The organism is Enterococcus sp. 5B3_DIV0040, assembly GCF_002140755.1.
GTDB classification, from domain to species: domain Bacteria; phylum Bacillota; class Bacilli; order Lactobacillales; family Enterococcaceae; genus Enterococcus_D; species Enterococcus_D casseliflavus.
Genome location: NZ_NGLC01000001.1, coordinates 590,856 through 607,265, shown reverse-complemented (window position 1 = coordinate 607,265; position 16,410 = coordinate 590,856). Strand labels below are relative to the sequence as shown.

The 16,410-nt window shown below is 41.0% G+C and carries 15 protein-coding genes; all 15 read right to left on the bottom strand.

The window, feature by feature from the left end:
• Position 1: 1 nt before the first annotated feature.
• The 15 genes from A5883_RS02960 to A5883_RS02890 all read right to left on the bottom strand — a co-directional run bounded on the left by A5883_RS02960 (position 2) and on the right by A5883_RS02890 (position 16,328).
• Positions 2 to 544, bottom strand: coding sequence for a F0F1 ATP synthase subunit delta (locus A5883_RS02960; RefSeq protein WP_016619750.1), 543 nt, complete (start codon positions 542 to 544; stop codon positions 2 to 4).
• Entirely contained in the window at positions 531 to 1,055 is a 525-nt protein-coding gene (atpF, locus tag A5883_RS02955) for a F0F1 ATP synthase subunit B (RefSeq protein WP_016612589.1), read from the bottom strand. The genes A5883_RS02960 and atpF overlap by 14 nt, the downstream gene beginning before the upstream one ends.
• 88 nt (positions 1,056 to 1,143) lie before the next feature.
• Positions 1,144 to 1,356 (bottom strand): ATP synthase F0 subunit C, encoded by a 213-nt coding sequence (atpE, locus tag A5883_RS02950; protein ID WP_005228705.1) that lies wholly within the window; start codon positions 1,354 to 1,356, stop codon positions 1,144 to 1,146.
• Positions 1,357 to 1,388: 32 nt separating this feature from the next.
• Complete coding sequence (gene atpB, locus A5883_RS02945) at positions 1,389 to 2,108, bottom strand: F0F1 ATP synthase subunit A (RefSeq protein ID WP_008380872.1); 720 nt, start codon at positions 2,106 to 2,108, stop codon at positions 1,389 to 1,391.
• Between the two features lie 293 nt (positions 2,109 to 2,401).
• Positions 2,402 to 2,860: an SsrA-binding protein SmpB gene (smpB, locus tag A5883_RS02940; RefSeq protein WP_008380870.1), complete on the bottom strand. Its 459-nt coding sequence runs from the start codon at positions 2,858 to 2,860 to the stop codon at positions 2,402 to 2,404.
• A gap of 15 nt (positions 2,861 to 2,875) precedes the next feature.
• Positions 2,876 to 5,236, bottom strand: a complete 2,361-nt coding sequence (gene rnr, locus A5883_RS02935) for a ribonuclease R (protein WP_086337981.1) — start codon at positions 5,234 to 5,236, stop codon at positions 2,876 to 2,878.
• 3 nt (positions 5,237 to 5,239) lie between these two features.
• On the bottom strand, positions 5,240 to 5,992 hold the full coding sequence (locus tag A5883_RS02930) for an alpha/beta hydrolase (protein WP_086337980.1): 753 nt from the start codon (positions 5,990 to 5,992) through the stop codon (positions 5,240 to 5,242).
• A gap of 123 nt (positions 5,993 to 6,115) precedes the next feature.
• The gene (secG, locus tag A5883_RS02925) at positions 6,116 to 6,352 is read right to left on the bottom strand and encodes a preprotein translocase subunit SecG (protein WP_005228700.1); all 237 of its coding nucleotides are present in this window, start codon (positions 6,350 to 6,352) and stop codon (positions 6,116 to 6,118) included.
• 156 nt (positions 6,353 to 6,508) lie between these two features.
• Positions 6,509 to 6,781 carry a GNAT family N-acetyltransferase gene (locus A5883_RS02920; RefSeq protein ID WP_015510184.1) on the bottom strand — a complete coding sequence of 91 codons (273 nt, stop codon included), beginning with the start codon at positions 6,779 to 6,781 and terminating at the stop codon, positions 6,509 to 6,511.
• A 17-nt stretch (positions 6,782 to 6,798) separates the two neighbouring features.
• Entirely contained in the window at positions 6,799 to 7,755 is a 957-nt protein-coding gene (locus tag A5883_RS02915) for an alpha/beta hydrolase (RefSeq protein ID WP_086337979.1), read from the bottom strand.
• 138 nt (positions 7,756 to 7,893) lie between these two features.
• Complete coding sequence (locus tag A5883_RS02910) at positions 7,894 to 11,169, bottom strand: Cna B-type domain-containing protein (protein ID WP_086337978.1); 3,276 nt, start codon at positions 11,167 to 11,169, stop codon at positions 7,894 to 7,896.
• A 526-nt stretch (positions 11,170 to 11,695) separates the two neighbouring features.
• Positions 11,696 to 12,640: a hypothetical protein gene (locus A5883_RS02905; RefSeq protein ID WP_254907812.1), complete on the bottom strand. Its 945-nt coding sequence runs from the start codon at positions 12,638 to 12,640 to the stop codon at positions 11,696 to 11,698.
• A 264-nt stretch (positions 12,641 to 12,904) separates the two neighbouring features.
• Positions 12,905 to 14,206 carry a surface-displayed alpha-enolase gene (gene eno / locus A5883_RS02900; protein WP_005228686.1) on the bottom strand — a complete coding sequence of 434 codons (1,302 nt, stop codon included), beginning with the start codon at positions 14,204 to 14,206 and terminating at the stop codon, positions 12,905 to 12,907.
• Between the two features lie 112 nt (positions 14,207 to 14,318).
• Positions 14,319 to 15,074, bottom strand: a complete 756-nt coding sequence (gene tpiA / locus A5883_RS02895) for a triose-phosphate isomerase (RefSeq protein ID WP_010749804.1) — start codon at positions 15,072 to 15,074, stop codon at positions 14,319 to 14,321.
• Positions 15,075 to 15,137: 63 nt separating this feature from the next.
• Positions 15,138 to 16,328, bottom strand: coding sequence for a phosphoglycerate kinase (locus A5883_RS02890; RefSeq protein ID WP_005234355.1), 1,191 nt, complete (start codon positions 16,326 to 16,328; stop codon positions 15,138 to 15,140).
• Positions 16,329 to 16,410 lie beyond the last annotated feature (82 nt).

Sequence of the window (16,410 nt, the reverse complement as noted above, 5' to 3'; positions counted from 1 at the left end):
TTTATCTGCCGATTTTTTGTCGCAGATAATCCAGTTGGCTCTTAATACTACCGTCGATCACTTGATGATTTGCTTCAACGATGACACCGCCTAAAATCGTTGGATCGATCGTTTCTTTCAATTGTGCCTGCTTGTACCCAAGCTTATCGGCGATTTGCTTTTCGATTTTGCTTTTTTGTTCTGCTGACAAAGCAACAGCCGTTGTGATCGTTCCGAGAACAAGACCTTGATATTCATCGTAACGACGTTCGTATTCATCAATGATCAGCAATAGATCATCCATGCGATCATATTCATAAACGATCTCTAAGAAATTTCTGACCAAGCCTTCAAAGCCCTTCAGCAATTGATCGACTAATTGTCTTTTTTCATGGAGATCCAAGCGGTTATCCGTCACGATCTGACCGAATGTTGGAATCTCCTGATAAATCTGACGCAAGGTCATTAATTCTTGGTAAACTTCTGTCAAGCGCTGTTCTTCCATCGCCAATTCGAACAAGGCTTTTCCATAGCGTTTTCCCACTGTGAATTTATCGAGTTTCATTAACTGAACCCAATCCTTCGATATATTGATTGATTAGGGATTCATGATTTTCGGGAGTCAATTCGCGTCCTAAGATTTTTTCTGCGATTTGAAGCGAAAGTTCTGCAACATCATCTTTCACTTCTTTTAACGCAGTTTCTTTTTCAAGGGTGATATCTGAGTTTGCTTTTTCTTTCAAACGAGCCACTTCTTCTTTGGTCTCGCTCAAAATATTTTGTCGACTCAATTCCCCGCTATCTTTGGCGCTCTTGATGATCTCCGCAGCTTCAGAATGAGAACGTGCCAATTTTTCTTGGCGTTCTTTTTCTAATTTTGCTGCATTCAAGCGTGATTGTTCCGCTGAATCCAAATCATTGGCGATTTTATCTTCCCGTTTTTGCATCATGCTGCTGATGGCATCCCATGCAAAATGTTTCAATAAGAATAGCAAAAGAAGAATTGACCCGCTGACAACGATAATATTGCCAAGCATTGGATTTTGAACTTCCGCCATAACCAACTGATTTAGCATAACGATTCTTCCTTTCTGAAAGTCATTGTTTCATTAGAAAAAAGCAAAAACGAGTGCAATTGTTCGTTTCTGCCTTTTCGTGCTTGTCTTATCGGAAGACTAATAACAGCGCGATAACTACCCCTAGAATCGGTACAGCTTCGACTAACGCTACCCCGATAAACATTGTTGAACGTAGTTGACCTGACATTTCAGGTTGGCGTGCCATTGATTCGATCGTTTTTGCGATTACTTGTCCGTTACCATACCCTGCACCAATTGCTGCTCCGATAATTGCTAATCCTGCTCCAATAAAGTTCATTCTTTTTTCCTCCTAATTGTATGTCGATTCGATTAATGTTCTGCCACGATTTTGTGGCTCATAAATACCATGGTCAATGTAACAAATACATAAGCTTGGATCGCTCCAATAAAGAGCGAGAAGCCAATCCAGATCATTTCTAGCGGCATCACGATCGGCAATGACCACCAACCAAGACTAATAAACATGTTGGCAATCAATCCTAATAACACTTCTCCCGCGAATATATTCCCATATAAACGTAAGCCTAACGTGATGACATTCGTAAATTCTTCGATGATTTTTAGCGGCAATAAGAACCCCACCGGTTTCAAGTACGAATTGATCAAGTAATTTTTGAAGCCCAACGACTTGATCCCAAAGAAATGTGTCAAGGAAATAACCATAAGTGCAAGTGTCAATGTAACAAACGGGTCTGCTGTCGGACTTTTCCACAAGGTAATGTCATCTGTCGTCACAATTTTTGTGACTAAGCCGATCTCATTTGCCACAAACACAAAAAGAAACATTGTTACACCGAGCAAATGAAAGTTGTTCACTTGAGATCCTGGTAGATTGTCCGCTACGATACCACGAACAAAGTCAATGACCCATTCAATGAAGTTCTGCTTCCCTTTCGGTTTCATTTGCAGATTACGTGTACAAATAAAGACCACCAAAAAAACAATAATACAAGAAATGATTGTCATCATAGCTACAGTTCCATCAAACCATATAGGACCGATATGAAACATAAGCGATTTATCTTCCAATCTTTCTCACCTCTTTTCCTGTCATCTCCAGAAAAAAATCTGGTGTTACAATGCGTTTCCTCTCATAACAATCGGTATCATACCACCACGAATGGAAAATTTCAAAGCATTTTCAAGAAAATTAGACAAAAAACTCACAATGCCAAAAATCCTAAATTAAATGAAAAATTCCCGTGTCGCTATGTGGAAGAAAAAGCCTGTTATATCAACAGCTTTCCCTTAAATGCTACCAAATTTAGCGCGATTTTCAAAGCAATAACCTCTATCGGATTCTAAAAGAAGTTCTTAGAAAATTAGAAATTTCTAAGAACTCGGTCAATTTGTCTTTCTTGATCTTTGCGTTTCAAGGATTCCCGCTTGTCATATTCGCGTTTTCCTTTCGCTAAACCAATCAAAACTTTGGCATAACCATCCTTGATATACACCTTTAACGGAACGATCGTCATGCCTGTATTTTTTGTTTCGCCAATCAGACGAGCAATCTGCTTTTTATGCAGTAACAGTTTTCTTGTCCGTAGTGGATCATGATTAAAAATGTTTCCTTGCTCGTATGGGCTGATATGCACATTGACTAAGAATGCCTCACCATTGCGAATGCGTACAAAGCCGTCTTTCAAATTGATCCGACTGTTACGGATCGCTTTGATCTCTGTTCCCTGTAAGACGATCCCCGCTTCGATCGTATCGAGGATCGTGTAATCATGGCGGGCCTTTTTGTTTTGGGCGATTAATTTCCCTTCTCCTTTAGGCACGGGCCATCCCTCCAATTATTTTTTCTTGATTCCTTTGTAAAAAGGTTTTTTCTTTTTCACTTTGCCAGCTTTCTTTGACTTGCCTTTACCGGTTTGTTCAAAGCGTTTCCCTTGTTTTTTCTCAGGGTTGTGTTGTTTTTTCCCGCGACGGTTCGCTTCATTTTTTTGATGGTTGTTTCGTTTGTTGGCTTTTGGTGCTTGCAGTTTTTCGACTTCTTCTGCTGCTACCAATTCGAAATCGATCTCTCTTGTTTCAGGATCAGCTTTCACGACTTTGATACGAACTTTTTGACCAATTTTAAAGGTCAAGCCTGTCCGTTCACCTACAAGTGCCAGATGGTTTTCCAAATAATGGAAGTAATCTTGCTTCAGATTATTGATATGGATCAGCCCTTCAATCGTGTTAGGCAATTCAATAAACAAGCCAAACTTAACGACGGAACTGATGATACCGTCAAACTCTTCTCCTACTTTATCGGCCATATACTCAGCTTTTTTAAGCGCATCGACTTCTCTTTCTGCATCGACTGCTCGTCGTTCCATTTGGGAGCTGTGCATTGCGATGTCAGGCAAGATTTCAGCCCATTTGTTTTGGTTGGCTTCAGAGACATCTTCACTGTAAGAACGAATCAAGCGATGCACGATCAAGTCGGGGTACCGACGGATCGGTGACGTGAAGTGGGTATAATCTTCCGCTGCCAAACCATAGTGGCCGACGTTTTCTTCTGAATACTTCGCTTGCTGCATACTTCTGAGCAGCATCGTATTGACAACCATTGCCTCTGGCTTATCTGCGACATCTTCAACCACTTTTTGCAGTTGTTTTGGTGAGATCGAGCCGTTGGTTTGTTTGACTACAATCCCTAAAGCAGAAGCAAAATCAAAGAAGCGACGCATTTTCTCTTCTTTTGGTTCCTCATGGATCCGATAAATAAATGGTAAATGCTTCCGATTGAAATGACGCGCCACGGTTTCATTGGCTGCCAACATGAAGGACTCGATCAATCGTTCGCCGACGCCACGTTCTCGCAGAACGATTTCTTGCGGGTGCCCTTCTCCATCGACCAAGACTTTCGCTTCGCGGTCTTCAAAAGAAACCGCCCCACGCTTGATCCGCATCGTTTCTAACACGTGGTGCAAGGCGGCCATATCATGGAACATCGGTACTAGTTTCGCATATTCTTTGCTGGTTTCTGGATCATTGTCTTCAATAATTTGATTGACTGCCTGATAAGTCATGCGGGCACTTGTTTGAATAATACTTTGGAAAATATTGTAATCCGTGACGATCCCCTCTTGGTTGATCCACATTTCACAGCTCATGGCCAACCTTGGGACATTCGGATTCAACGAACAGATCCCGTTTGATAAACGTTGTGGGATCATCGGGATCACTCGATCCGTTAGATAGACACTCGTTCCCCGCTCAAAAGCTTCTTTGTCCAACGCACTGTTTTCTGTCACATAATAAGAAACATCTGCGATATGCACGCCCAAATAGAAGCTGCCGTCAGGCAATGCTTTTACCGTCACCGCATCATCCAAATCTTTGGCATCCGCTCCATCGATCGTTACGATCTGTTGATCTCGCAAATCCCGTCGTTCTGGAAAGTCAGCAGGATCGATCGTATCGGGTACTGCATCTGCCGCTGCCAAGGTTTCTTCCTCAAATTTTGTGGGAATCCCATTCGCCACGACGATCGATAAAATATCCATTCCAGGATCGTTTTTATGCCCCACAACTTTTGTGATCAACCCCTCTAAGCTTTTCGAATAGCCTTTTTCTGGGTAATGGCTGATCTCAACGATCACGATGCTGCCGTCTACTGGACGAATTCCTTGGGCGCCGATAAACACCTTTAAATCGCTTAGTTTTTTATCTTTAGGTTGAACAACGCCATATAGATCCGATTCTTCGATCTCTTTTTCGTCAAATAATGTAAAATCGCCGACCAACTGACTGATGGCGCGTTGCTTGATTTCTACGACCTTTCCCTCTGCGCCGCGATCTGAAAAAGGATCGGCAACATGCACGATGTCTACAGCAACGGTATCGCCGTCCATGGCATAGCCTGTTGCTTCTTTAGGGATATAAATATCGTCTTCTTCTTCATCCAACGTGACAAAGCCGAAGCCCCGCTCGTTGGCACGAAAGGTTCCTTCCACAAACACTCGTTTCATTGGTAATTTCACTTTGCCTTTTTTGTTAAAAATCACACTGCCTTCTCGTTCCATCGCCGCTACTGTCTGGACAAGATTCTTAAAGTCTGTACTTTTTTGAAGTCCTAGACCTTCAGCAATTTCTTCCATTGAAAAACTTTTTTTACGGCTTTCTTCGAGAAACTGAACAATTTTTGTTTTAATCGTTTCTGTCATAACTCACTCTTTCCAAGCAAGTGTTTCTAAGAAAGAAAACACATCCTGCTCTAATTTTTTCCGTTCTGGTCCAACCGTCACCACATGACCACTTTGAGGATACCATTGAAGCGTATAGGGAACATGGGACAATGCCGCTGCGGTTTTGAAAACCGTCTGTGGATCGATCATTTGGTCCCTTCCTGCTTGCGCCAGGAAGATTGGGCGCTCGATTTTTCCTAAATGCTCAGCTGTGGTTTGTCCGACTGTTTCGATTCCTTGCAGTTGTTCTCTGACCTTACGAGGGACTTTTGCCAATATTTCTTTTTGGGTCGCCTCATCTAAATCAGCGTAGGGTATGACCATTTCAGCATACTTTTCAAAATTGACTGGTACTTCGTTCTTGGTTTCAAATAACGGTGAGCAAAAAAGACCGCCGCCCATCAATGTTGGGTCTTGCGTCAAACGATCCATCGCTAAAATCCCACCCATCGAAAGTCCAAGAACGGCAACTTCCTCATAGCCTTTTTCTTTCACATAAGCAACTGCATCCGCGGCATCCTGCTGCCAAACAGTCATTCCTTGATTTAAGATATCATCTGGATTCGGTGTACCATGTCCAGTAAACATCGGTGTATAAACCGTGTAGTCTTTTTGTTCTAACGAACGACAAAGCATGCGTACATCGTTAGGACTGCCTGAATAGGCATGGAACAAAATGACCGCTCGTTTGCCGTGTTCAGCAAAAACCGGTTTTGGTTGATTAAATGTTTTCATGTTTCCTTTCACCTCACGTCCAATTCTACCATAGTTAGCAAGAATACTTCGACAAATGCGATCAAAATCTTCCCGTTAAAAAGAAAAAAACCTCTCTTTACGAGAGGTTCGCTAACAAAGTGATTAGTTTGATGAAAGAAAAGCCAAAATAAAGAGCAAGACCATCCAAACAAAACCTAAAATGGCCGTTGAACGCTGCATCACCGCTTCAAATCCACGGGCTTTTTGCTTACCAAACAATTGATCTGCACCGCCGGTAAAGGCACTAGCTGCACTATTTTGCTTGCTAGGCTGCATCATGATCGTAATGACCATTAAAATCGAAATAACGATCACAGCAGTTAATAAGATGTTATACACGTTAGCTCCTCCTTGCTTGCTAAAGTCGTCCTTTCCATTTTAGCATTTTCCGCTGGAAATTACTACTCTCTTTTTGTCATTGACCGTTGCAGGACGGTTTAAAAAAAAGACTGTCCTTTCTGACAGCCTTTTTCTCATAGATCACTTTCGTTCAAATCAGCGAACGAGTACGTCATCGTATTCTGGTTTTTCTTTGAACTCTTTGACCGCAAAGGAGCAGACAGGCATAATTTTTTTCTCTTCCCGTCTTGCTTTTTCAACAACCGCTTTGAGTAATTTTTGCGCCAATTGCTGGCCGCGATAATCAGGGTTGACGAAGGTGTGGTCTACTTCTAGAACATCATCTGGCGTTTCTTGCCATGTGATTTCTCCCACCTCTTTTTCTCCATCATACAAAGCAAAACGTTTATTTTCTTCTTTGATTTCCATTGCTTTCTTCCTTTCTATCAGACGATGTCTGTATTTTGTTTGATATTCTCAATGAATTGCAAAACGGTTGGCCAATATTCTGGTGCATCTTTCACTGCCTGTAAATGTCCCATATTCGCAAAGAGGACTTTTTGTTTCGGTCCAGCCGTTGCTTCCATTAAGGTATTGATCTCTTTTTCCGAAAGAAACGAATCTTTTTCTCCTTGTAAAAACAGCACAGGTAAATGGTTGCTGCCGACTTGTCGGGTCACCGAGATCTGCAAGAAGGGATAACCGACTAATTGTTTGCTATAGCGATTCGCTAAGCGCAAAAAGCGTTTGATCGGTAACCGAGAAAATTGCGGCAAGCTTGATCGGATCGCACTGTAAACGGACGTATAGCTGCTGTCTGAGATCAACCCAGCCACTTGCACCGGCATGACTTCTCCACTAGCCAGCAGCAAGGTCGCAGCCCCCATTCCTAAACCATAGAGGAAGATTTGTGTTTGTGGGTCTTTTTCCAAAATCTTATCGATCCACAAAAGTAGATCCATCCGATCTAGCCACCCTAAACCGATCTCTTTGCCTTCACTGCGGCCATGTCCACGTAAATCAGGAACTAAAACATTGTAACCAGCAGACCAGAATTTCTCGGCTGCCTCTTGACAGTCTGCTTGCCCATCACTGCGATACCCATGCAAGCAGATCACCCACGTTTTTGCACACTGATCAAAGACTTCCGCTGTTAGGATCAGATCATCGGCGGTCGTTACCGTACATTCCGAACCTTGTGCCCAAAAAGCCGAACTCTTTGTTGCGATCCGCTCTTTGTATGGAATCCCCAGTTTCTTTCTGCCTTCTTTTTCATACCATTCATTGTTTCGCATAATGATCGCCGAAACAAAATAGCGTACGCCCTTTTTCAAAACAGACGTGCGATATACATAGTACACCAAAAAACCAAAAATAAGCAGTAGTAGCAATAGCCAAACCATAGGATCCCCCCTTAATTTTAGTTTACCATTTACAATGGATTTCAGCCAAAGTTTTGTCGCACGTCTTAAATAAGTCCTATACTTTAAAAAAACTTTGCCCTGACTTCTAGCAGAGAAGCAGGACAAAGTTTTAATTGGTTAACTATGTTTTCGTCGACAAAGTATGCCAACGCTTGTAACGAGTAAAATACTTCCAAGGATACTCCACTCATAAGAAGAGCGCTCGTTTGTCTTAGGCAATCGTTTTTCAGTAGTCGCATGGTTTACGTCATTCTTGTTGTCATCTTCCGATTGTTTAGAAGTATCTGGCTTTTTAGGTGACAACGGGACCTGCGGCTTTTTAGGATCACTTGGTGTTTTTGGTGTCTCTGGCCCTGTATAAGTGTTGACTAAGTTATAGCCATTTATTTTGGTGGTGTATCCTGGAACATTTTCTTCTTGGATCGTGTAGGTATAGGCTTTTCCTTCGGCATCGTATTTTGGCAGCTTATCAAAGCGATAGGACCAGTTGCCTTTTTTATCTGCTTTTACGATTTTTTCTGCGTATTTTTCGCCGTTTCGCATCAGATTGACAGTGATGCTTTCAGGACGGGTATTGAACTTGTTGTCGTTGTCATTCCAAGTTTTTCTGCCTGAAACTGTGGTTGTTTCCGTATTGACTAGGTCATAGCCGTTTACTTCACTGATATATCCAGAAACGGTTGCTTCTTGAATCGTGTAGACATAGGCTTTTCCCTTGGAATCATACTTAGGCAGATTCTCGAAGTGATAAGTCCAGTTCCCTTCTTTATCGGCTTTTACGATTTGATTGTCGATCTTTTTACCATTTTGCATCAAACCGACAGTGATACTTTCTGGTCGGATGTTGAGCTGATTGTTGTTATCATTCCATGTTTTCATTCCTGATACTTCTGTCGTTTCGGTATTGTGGTAGGTGTTGACTAGGTCATAATCATTGATTTCACTGGTGTATCCTGGAACATTTTCTTCTTGGATCGTGTAAGTATATGCTTTTCCTTCGGTATCATATTTAGGCAAATCATCAAAGCGATAGGTCCAGTTGCCGTGGTTATCTGATTTTACGACTTGCTTGGCGATTTCTTTATCATTTTGCATCAGTTTGACAGTGATGCTTTCAGGACGGGTATTGAACTTGTTACCATAATCATTCCACGTCTTCGTTCCCGATACTTCTGTCGTTTCAGTATTGCGGTAGGTGTTGACTAGGTCATAGCCATTTACTTTGGTGGTGTATCCTTCAACGGGTGTTTCTTGAATTGCGTAGTCATAGGTCTGACCAGATTCGTCAGTTGTTGGTAGATCGGTAAATTCATAATGCCATTCCCCCTCTTTATTCGGGGTAACCGTTTTTGTTTGGAACACTTCACCGTTTTGCAGTAATTGAACCGTAATGCTTGTCGGACGAGTATTAAATTTGTTGTCATAATCATCCCACGTTTTGGTTCCGCTGATTGTCGTTGTATCAAGAGACAGCAGGTGATTCATTGCAGCAAGTTTGATTATCGGTACAACCGTTTCATTGGCTTGAAGATCCCAGCGGTGGGTTTCCGCATTAACCAAGACCGTATCAGCAATGATACTGCCGTCAACATTTTGGTGGACATCAACTGTATCACCAACAGCCAAAATCGTTCCTTGGAAGGGACTATTAATCGAAATCATTTGATTTTCTGGCTGATTAATAAAATTCCACAGGATAACGGCATCATCAAAATCTTCTGTTTCATGACTATTGCGCGTCGTGCCATCTGTATATTCTAGTTTGATTTGTGACTTGATATTAACGGTACTTGCTCCTTCGGTATCCACATTGATGAGCACAGGAGACGTGCCTTTTGTTAGCCCTTTGATGGTAATAGGTGTATCTTTTTCTAATTCTGTTTTTGAAAGAGTAACGACTACCTTTTGATCTTCTTCATCAATAGTATCTGCCGAAAAGGAAATTGGTTTCTTGTCGATTAGATAACCGTCTGGCGCTTCTGTTTCAACAAAGGAATAATCCCCTTCTGGAAGATCCGTTTCGATTACTTGTCCTTCATCATTTGTGACCTCTTCATCAACCTCTTTATGTGTCTTTTTATTTTGAAGTTCGTAAACACCGTCATCAAGCGGGTTGCCTTGTTCATCCGTTAAGGTCAACACCACCTCTTGCGTATCATTTTCAGCACGGGCGGTATTGATGACCCGCTGATTATTATCAGTAAAATCTTTGGTTACACCGGGTGTTTGCGGATAGACTCCTAGCCTTTCTGACGTCGCCTGTAACGTTGAAAATACCTTTTTAAAATCTATATACGGTTCACTTGCAGATTGATCTTGGAAAACTTCGTAAGTTTTCAAGTGATCCATTCTCTGTCCATTTACAAAAACGGCAGGTTGTTGATTTTGATCTGCTAAATCTACTGTGACTGATGGGCCAAAGACAACTTTGTTTTTTCTGCTATCAGTTCCTGATACAAAGGAAGAATTTGCGATCGTATTGACCTTTTGAATATAATTGATTTCTGTCGCCAACGAACCATCCTGAATACTGGTTCCAAAATTGACATTGCCATTTAGTTCTCCCACTGCTAAGTTTCCGTTTGTGTGGGTATTTAGCGTCGCATGGTTAGCAAAAATATGAAAATACTGAGCTTCTCCTAGAAGTACGTTATCAACTTCTGGCACATCATTCTTAAAGCTGCCGCCACTTGATAGTTGTGAAGCTGCTGGCGCACTTGCTTGTGCATCAAGTGGTGATTCGATTGCTGTTGATGCGGTAGTTGATTCTGCTTGTGGTTGTGACTCGCTGCTTTTTGTGGCAGGCTGTTTTTCGGAAGCCTCTGTTTGTTCCTGACTGTCAGCAAGCAATGCTTCGGCACTCGTTGCTTCTGTGGATTGATTGTCAGGTAGAACAACTACTACATCTGTTGTGTTGATAATGTCTTCTTTCACTTGTCCATTTTCTTCCTCTGTTTGAAGAAATGCGGATTTGATTGTCAAAGTTTTAAGAGCTTTTGTTTGAAACGTTAGCGTCATTTGGCTAAAGGAGCTGCTAGTAGTTTCTTCCATCAGCTGCTGTCTTTGCGGATCATATGTAAATTTCGTGCCGCTGCTTTGGATTGATTCCGGCAAAATTGTTTGTTCCCCTTCACTCAAGCTAAATGCTAGTTGATTAGATGCTGCTTGTTGATTTTTTTCTACTTGGATCCTCCAAGTGATCTCCCCTGTGGTAGGATCTGGTAATGAGATCACATGTGCTGTGCCTTTTTCGTTCTGAAATAGGACTGTCTTGGTGTTTCCCTCGCTGTCTGCATGAGCTGTAACGACTGATAACAATGGCGTCACATACGACATGACAAGCAAGGACAACATGAAAATTGGGTAAGCTATTTTTTTCACATAAGTAAGCATTTTTTCTTCCTCCAAACAACAAATTTTACTCAGGTGATTATCCTAATCGGAAAAAAGACAAAATGCAAAATACCTCAAAGTTTGTTTATGTGAAAAAAATGAAAGCAAGAACCATAAAATGATTCTTACTCTCAGAAGAATTTGTGAAAATGAAATATAATTTCTTTAGTTTTTAAAAAAAACAGAACAATTTATTCATGATAAATACTCAAAATCCAGAAAGAATCTTTTGTTTGTGATAAAAGTTCTTTCATTCAAAACTCTTGAGCAACAGCAGTGATTGGCAACTCGTTAAAATTTCACTAGTCAAAAAATAATAAATGTAAACTGGAAATGAAAATTTTCATAAACAATCAGATTATTTTCATTTTCGATTACAAAAATTTTAGCTGATTCTTTAAAATCTTACTGTTATTTTCCCTCTATTTATAAGTTCTCTTAATTTTTCAACTTACTTTCTATAAAAAAAACTGTTCCTTGTTCATCTACTAGAAACAGGTTTTTTCTATATAGCTTTCATTCACTTTTAATTACTAAAAGTTTGAGCAATCTCCTCTTGATCAAAGTCACAAGCCACATCCAAGGACAAAGAATCTGCAGTAGCCAATGCACCCCATGACACACAAAATTTTAAATCAGTTGGACTTTGATTCCCCTCAATAAAATAAGCTGGGAATCCCGAGTCAGACCTGTCAAGTTGATATACACCCCCAGATTTTTTCAGGAAACACTCATCGTCATAATATTGAGTTACAGCAAAATTAAGGTTAATGGCAGATTTTTTTAACAAATATTGCGCGCCATAGTATCTTTGCCCACTAACGATTTCAAAATCACGGAAAGAGTGTCGAGGAATATCCGTTTTTATCTCAAGTTTTCCCTTCCCTTTGATCATTTTTAAATTAGGCAATAAGATAAAGCGACCGATTATTTCGTTGACCCAATCTGGATGACTTTCACCGTAGTAACTCGAAAAATTGCTATGACCATCGATTACTTTAAAAGAAATCGGCTCCCCGTTAAAGGTTAACCACCAGTTGCCAACAGTTGTGGGTAGCAACTGTTGACTATAAAGATCGCCAAACAATCTGTCTGGTCTTTCATCACATGAATCAGACACAGCTATATCCTTACAATGCTTTTCTATATATACCAATAGATCTGTATCGTCTGTAACGACAGAATATGAGCTACCATCATCAATGATTAATTCTAAGCTGCCTAATGGATGCTGAATGTACGGAAGATCTACATCACGATTCCAGCCTTCCCACTCAGGATAAGAATCAAAGATCAAAAGATCATCCAAAGAAATGCTGGGTAAAAAACCAGTTAGCACCCCTTCATAAAGATAAGTACCTTTGATTGCATCCAATAAATTATGGCCGCTCAGCCAAATAAGCGACTTTCCATTTTTCTTCTTTTCACTTGAACGCAAAATACTTGTGTCACCTGAATAATCGGTAATCAACCAATTATACTGGAGGATCACTTCTTCTGGAAATAAGTCAATAATTCCTGCAGCGGAAACGATATGTTTTCCTTTAAAGCTACATTATTTATGTACAATTTTTTCATCAGCATTCTCTCCTAAAATACTAAGTTTTCCTATAGTCTATCATACAATTAGCATACCGAAAAAACTCGTAAAAAAGTCCCCCCATGTCATTTACACATGAGGGGACTTTACCATCATTTCAGTTCAGCCAAACGACAACGTTTGATTAAGCTAAGATTATTTATTTTTCAAGTTGTAGAATGCTTGCAAACCTTTGTATTCAGCAACTTCACCAAGTTGGTCTTCGATACGTAGCAATTGGTTGTATTTTGCAATACGGTCAGTACGTGAAAGAGAACCAGTTTTGATTTGGCCAGCGTTTGTTGCAACTGCGATATCAGAGATTGTTGAATCTTCTGTTTCACCAGAACGGTGAGAAACGACTGCAGTGTAACCAGCTTCTTTCGCCATTTCGATAGCATTGAATGTTTCAGTCAATGTACCGATTTGGTTAACTTTGATCAGGATTGAGTTACCGATACCGTTTTTGATTCCTTTTTCAAGGATTTCAGTATTTGTAACGAACAAGTCATCCCCTACTAATTGAACTTTGTCGCCTAAGCGTTCAGTTAATAGTTTCCAACCATCCCAGTCGTTTTCATCCATACCGTCTTCGATAGTGATGATTGGGTATTTGTTAACTAATTCTTCTAAGTAGTCAACTTGTTCAGCAGCAGTACGTTTTACGCCGTTTTCGCCTTCAAATTTAGAGTAGTCGTAAACACCGTTTTCGTAGAATTCTGATGATGCACAGTCAAATCCTAGGTATACGTCTTTACCTGGTTCTAAACCAGCAGCTTTGATTGCTTCTAAGATTGTTTCAACACCGTCTTCAGTTCCTTCAAAACGAGGAGCGAAACCACCTTCGTCACCTACTGAAGTTTCTAAACCACGTTTAGACAAGATTGATTTCAAAGCGTGGAATACTTCAGTACCCCAACGTAAGCCTTCTTTGAATGTAGGTGCGCCTACAGGCAAGATCATGAATTCTTGGAAAGCGATTGGTGCGTCAGAGTGAGAACCACCGTTGACGATGTTCATCATAGGAGTTGGCAATACTTTTGTATTGAATCCGCCTAAGTAGTGGTATAAAGGTACTTCTAGGTAATCAGCAGCTGCACGAGCAACAGCGATAGAAACACCAAGAATCGCGTTTGCGCCTAATTTGCCTTTGTTAGGAGTTCCGTCTAAAGCGATCATTGCTTTATCGATAGCCATTTGGTCACGTACATCGTAGCCGATGATAGCTTCTGCAATGATGTTATTTACATTGTCAACTGCTTTCGTTACACCTTTACCGCCATAACGAGCTTTGTCGCCATCACGTAATTCAACTGCTTCGTGTTCACCTGTTGAAGCTCCTGAAGGAACCATTCCGCGGCCGAAAGCACCTGATTCTGTGTAGACTTCTACTTCGATAGTTGGGTTACCACGTGAGTCTAAGACTTCGCGTGCGTAAACATCAGTAATAATTGACATGTTTTGTCTCTCCTTTGAGTTTGTTTTATCTTAAGGGGAAAGCCCCTTGCGAACAACTTAATTGTAGTGAAAAAATCACGATTCTGCAAATGTTATTTTCATGAAAATGAAATTATTTTACAGCATCTAATAATGCTAGGAATGAATCAGCTTGCAAGCTTGCGCCGCCAACTAATGCTCCGTCAACATTTTCTTTTGCCATGTATTCAGCAATGTTTTCAGGTTTTACAGAACCGCCGTATTGGATACGCACGCTATCTGAAACTTCTTTGCCGTATAATTTTTCAACGGTTTTGCGGACAACGCCACAAATTTCGTCTGCGATGTTTGCATCCGCTGATTTACCAGTACCGATCGCCCAGATTGGTTCGTACGCAATCACAAGATTACTTACTTGACCGTCTGTTAAACCGTCTAAGCCAGCAGTGATTTGTCCTTCGATCCACTCCGCTGTTTTGCCAGCTTCATAGGTTTCTAAAGATTCACCACAGCATAGGATTGGGATCATGCCGTTTGAAAAGATTGCTTTGGCTTTTTTGTTGATGTCTTCATCTGTCTCATGGAAGTATTCACGACGTTCTGAATGACCAATGATGACATAGTCAACACCTAAATCTGCTAAAGCTGCTGGTGAAGTTTCACCAGTAAAGGCACCTTCATTTTCCCAGTAGCTGTTTTGAGCAGCAATTTTTAATTCTGTTCCTTCAGCAGCATTCACTAATGTTTCTAAGAATAGAGCTGGCGAACCGATCACAGAGTCAACTGTATCGTTGCTAGGAATTTTTGTTTTGACTGCTTCAGCAAATTCTTTTGCTTCTTTCGCAGTTTTGTTCATTTTCCAGTTTCCGGCAATAATTGGTTTGCGCATGTTCTGGCACTCCTTTTCGTTATCAAGCGTGCAAAGGAGATCCTTTGCACGGCTTGTCATTGATTATTTATCGTTGATCGCAGCTAGGCCAGGAAGTGTTTTTCCTTCTAGCAATTCAAGGCTGGCACCGCCACCTGTTGAGATGTGGGTAAATTTGTCAGCAAAACCTAATTGTTCTGCTGCAGCTGCAGAGTCACCGCCACCGATGATCGTTGTTGCATCTTCAAGGTTGGCAATTGCTTCACAAACACCGATCGTACCGTTTGCGAAGTTAGACATTTCAAACACACCCATAGGTCCGTTCCAAACGACTGTTTTTGCGCCTTTTAATGTTTCAGCAAACAAAGCGATAGTTTCAGGTCCGATATCTAAGCCCATTTGTCCTTCAGGAACATCACCAGTATGTTCTTCTGTTGGGACATCATTTGAAAATTCAGCAGCAGTGATTGAATCAACTGGTAATACTAATTTATCGCCAGCTTTTTCGATCAATTCTTTTGCTAATTCTACTTTGTCTGCTTCCACAAGAGAATTACCGATTTCCATGCCTTTTGCTTTGTAGAACGTATACGTCATTCCGCCGCCGATCAAGATTTTGTCTGCTTTAGGAATCAAGTTTTCGATTACGCCGATTTTGTCAGATACTTTTGCTCCACCAAGAATCGCGATCATTGGACGTTTTGGTTCTTCGACTGCTTCACCGATGAATTTGATTTCTTTTTCCATTAAGAAACCAGCAACTGTTGGGATACCTGTTGAAGCGATCCCTACGTTTGAAGCGTGTGCGCGGTGTGCGGTACCAAAGGCATCATTTACAAAAACATCACCTAAAGAAGCCCAGTATTTACCTAGTTCAGGATCGTTTTTGCTTTCTTTTTTGCCATCGATGTCTTCGAAACGAGTGTTTTCAAAAACAACGACATCGCCATCTTGCATGTTGTTGATCGCTGCTTCTAATTTTTCGCCGCGGGTTTCATCCACGAAAGTTACTTCTTTGCCTAACAATTCGCCTAGACGTTTCGCAACTGGCGCTAAAGATTTTCCAGCTTTATCTGCTTCTTCTTTCACACGACCTAAGTGTGAGAAAAGAATTGCTTTTCCGCCGTTTTCGATCACGTAATTGATTGTTGGTAATGCTGCTTTGATCCGTGTATCGTCTCCGATCACTCCATCTTTCAATGGAACGTTGAAGTCCACACGTACAAGAACTTTTTTATCTTTTAAATCGATATCTTGAACTGTCATTTTCGCCATGAACAGATTCCTCCTAGCATAATTGTTAAAAAAAGCGGAGAAGCGCGATGCTTCCCCGCTTTCTCTTGCGATGGTTTAAATT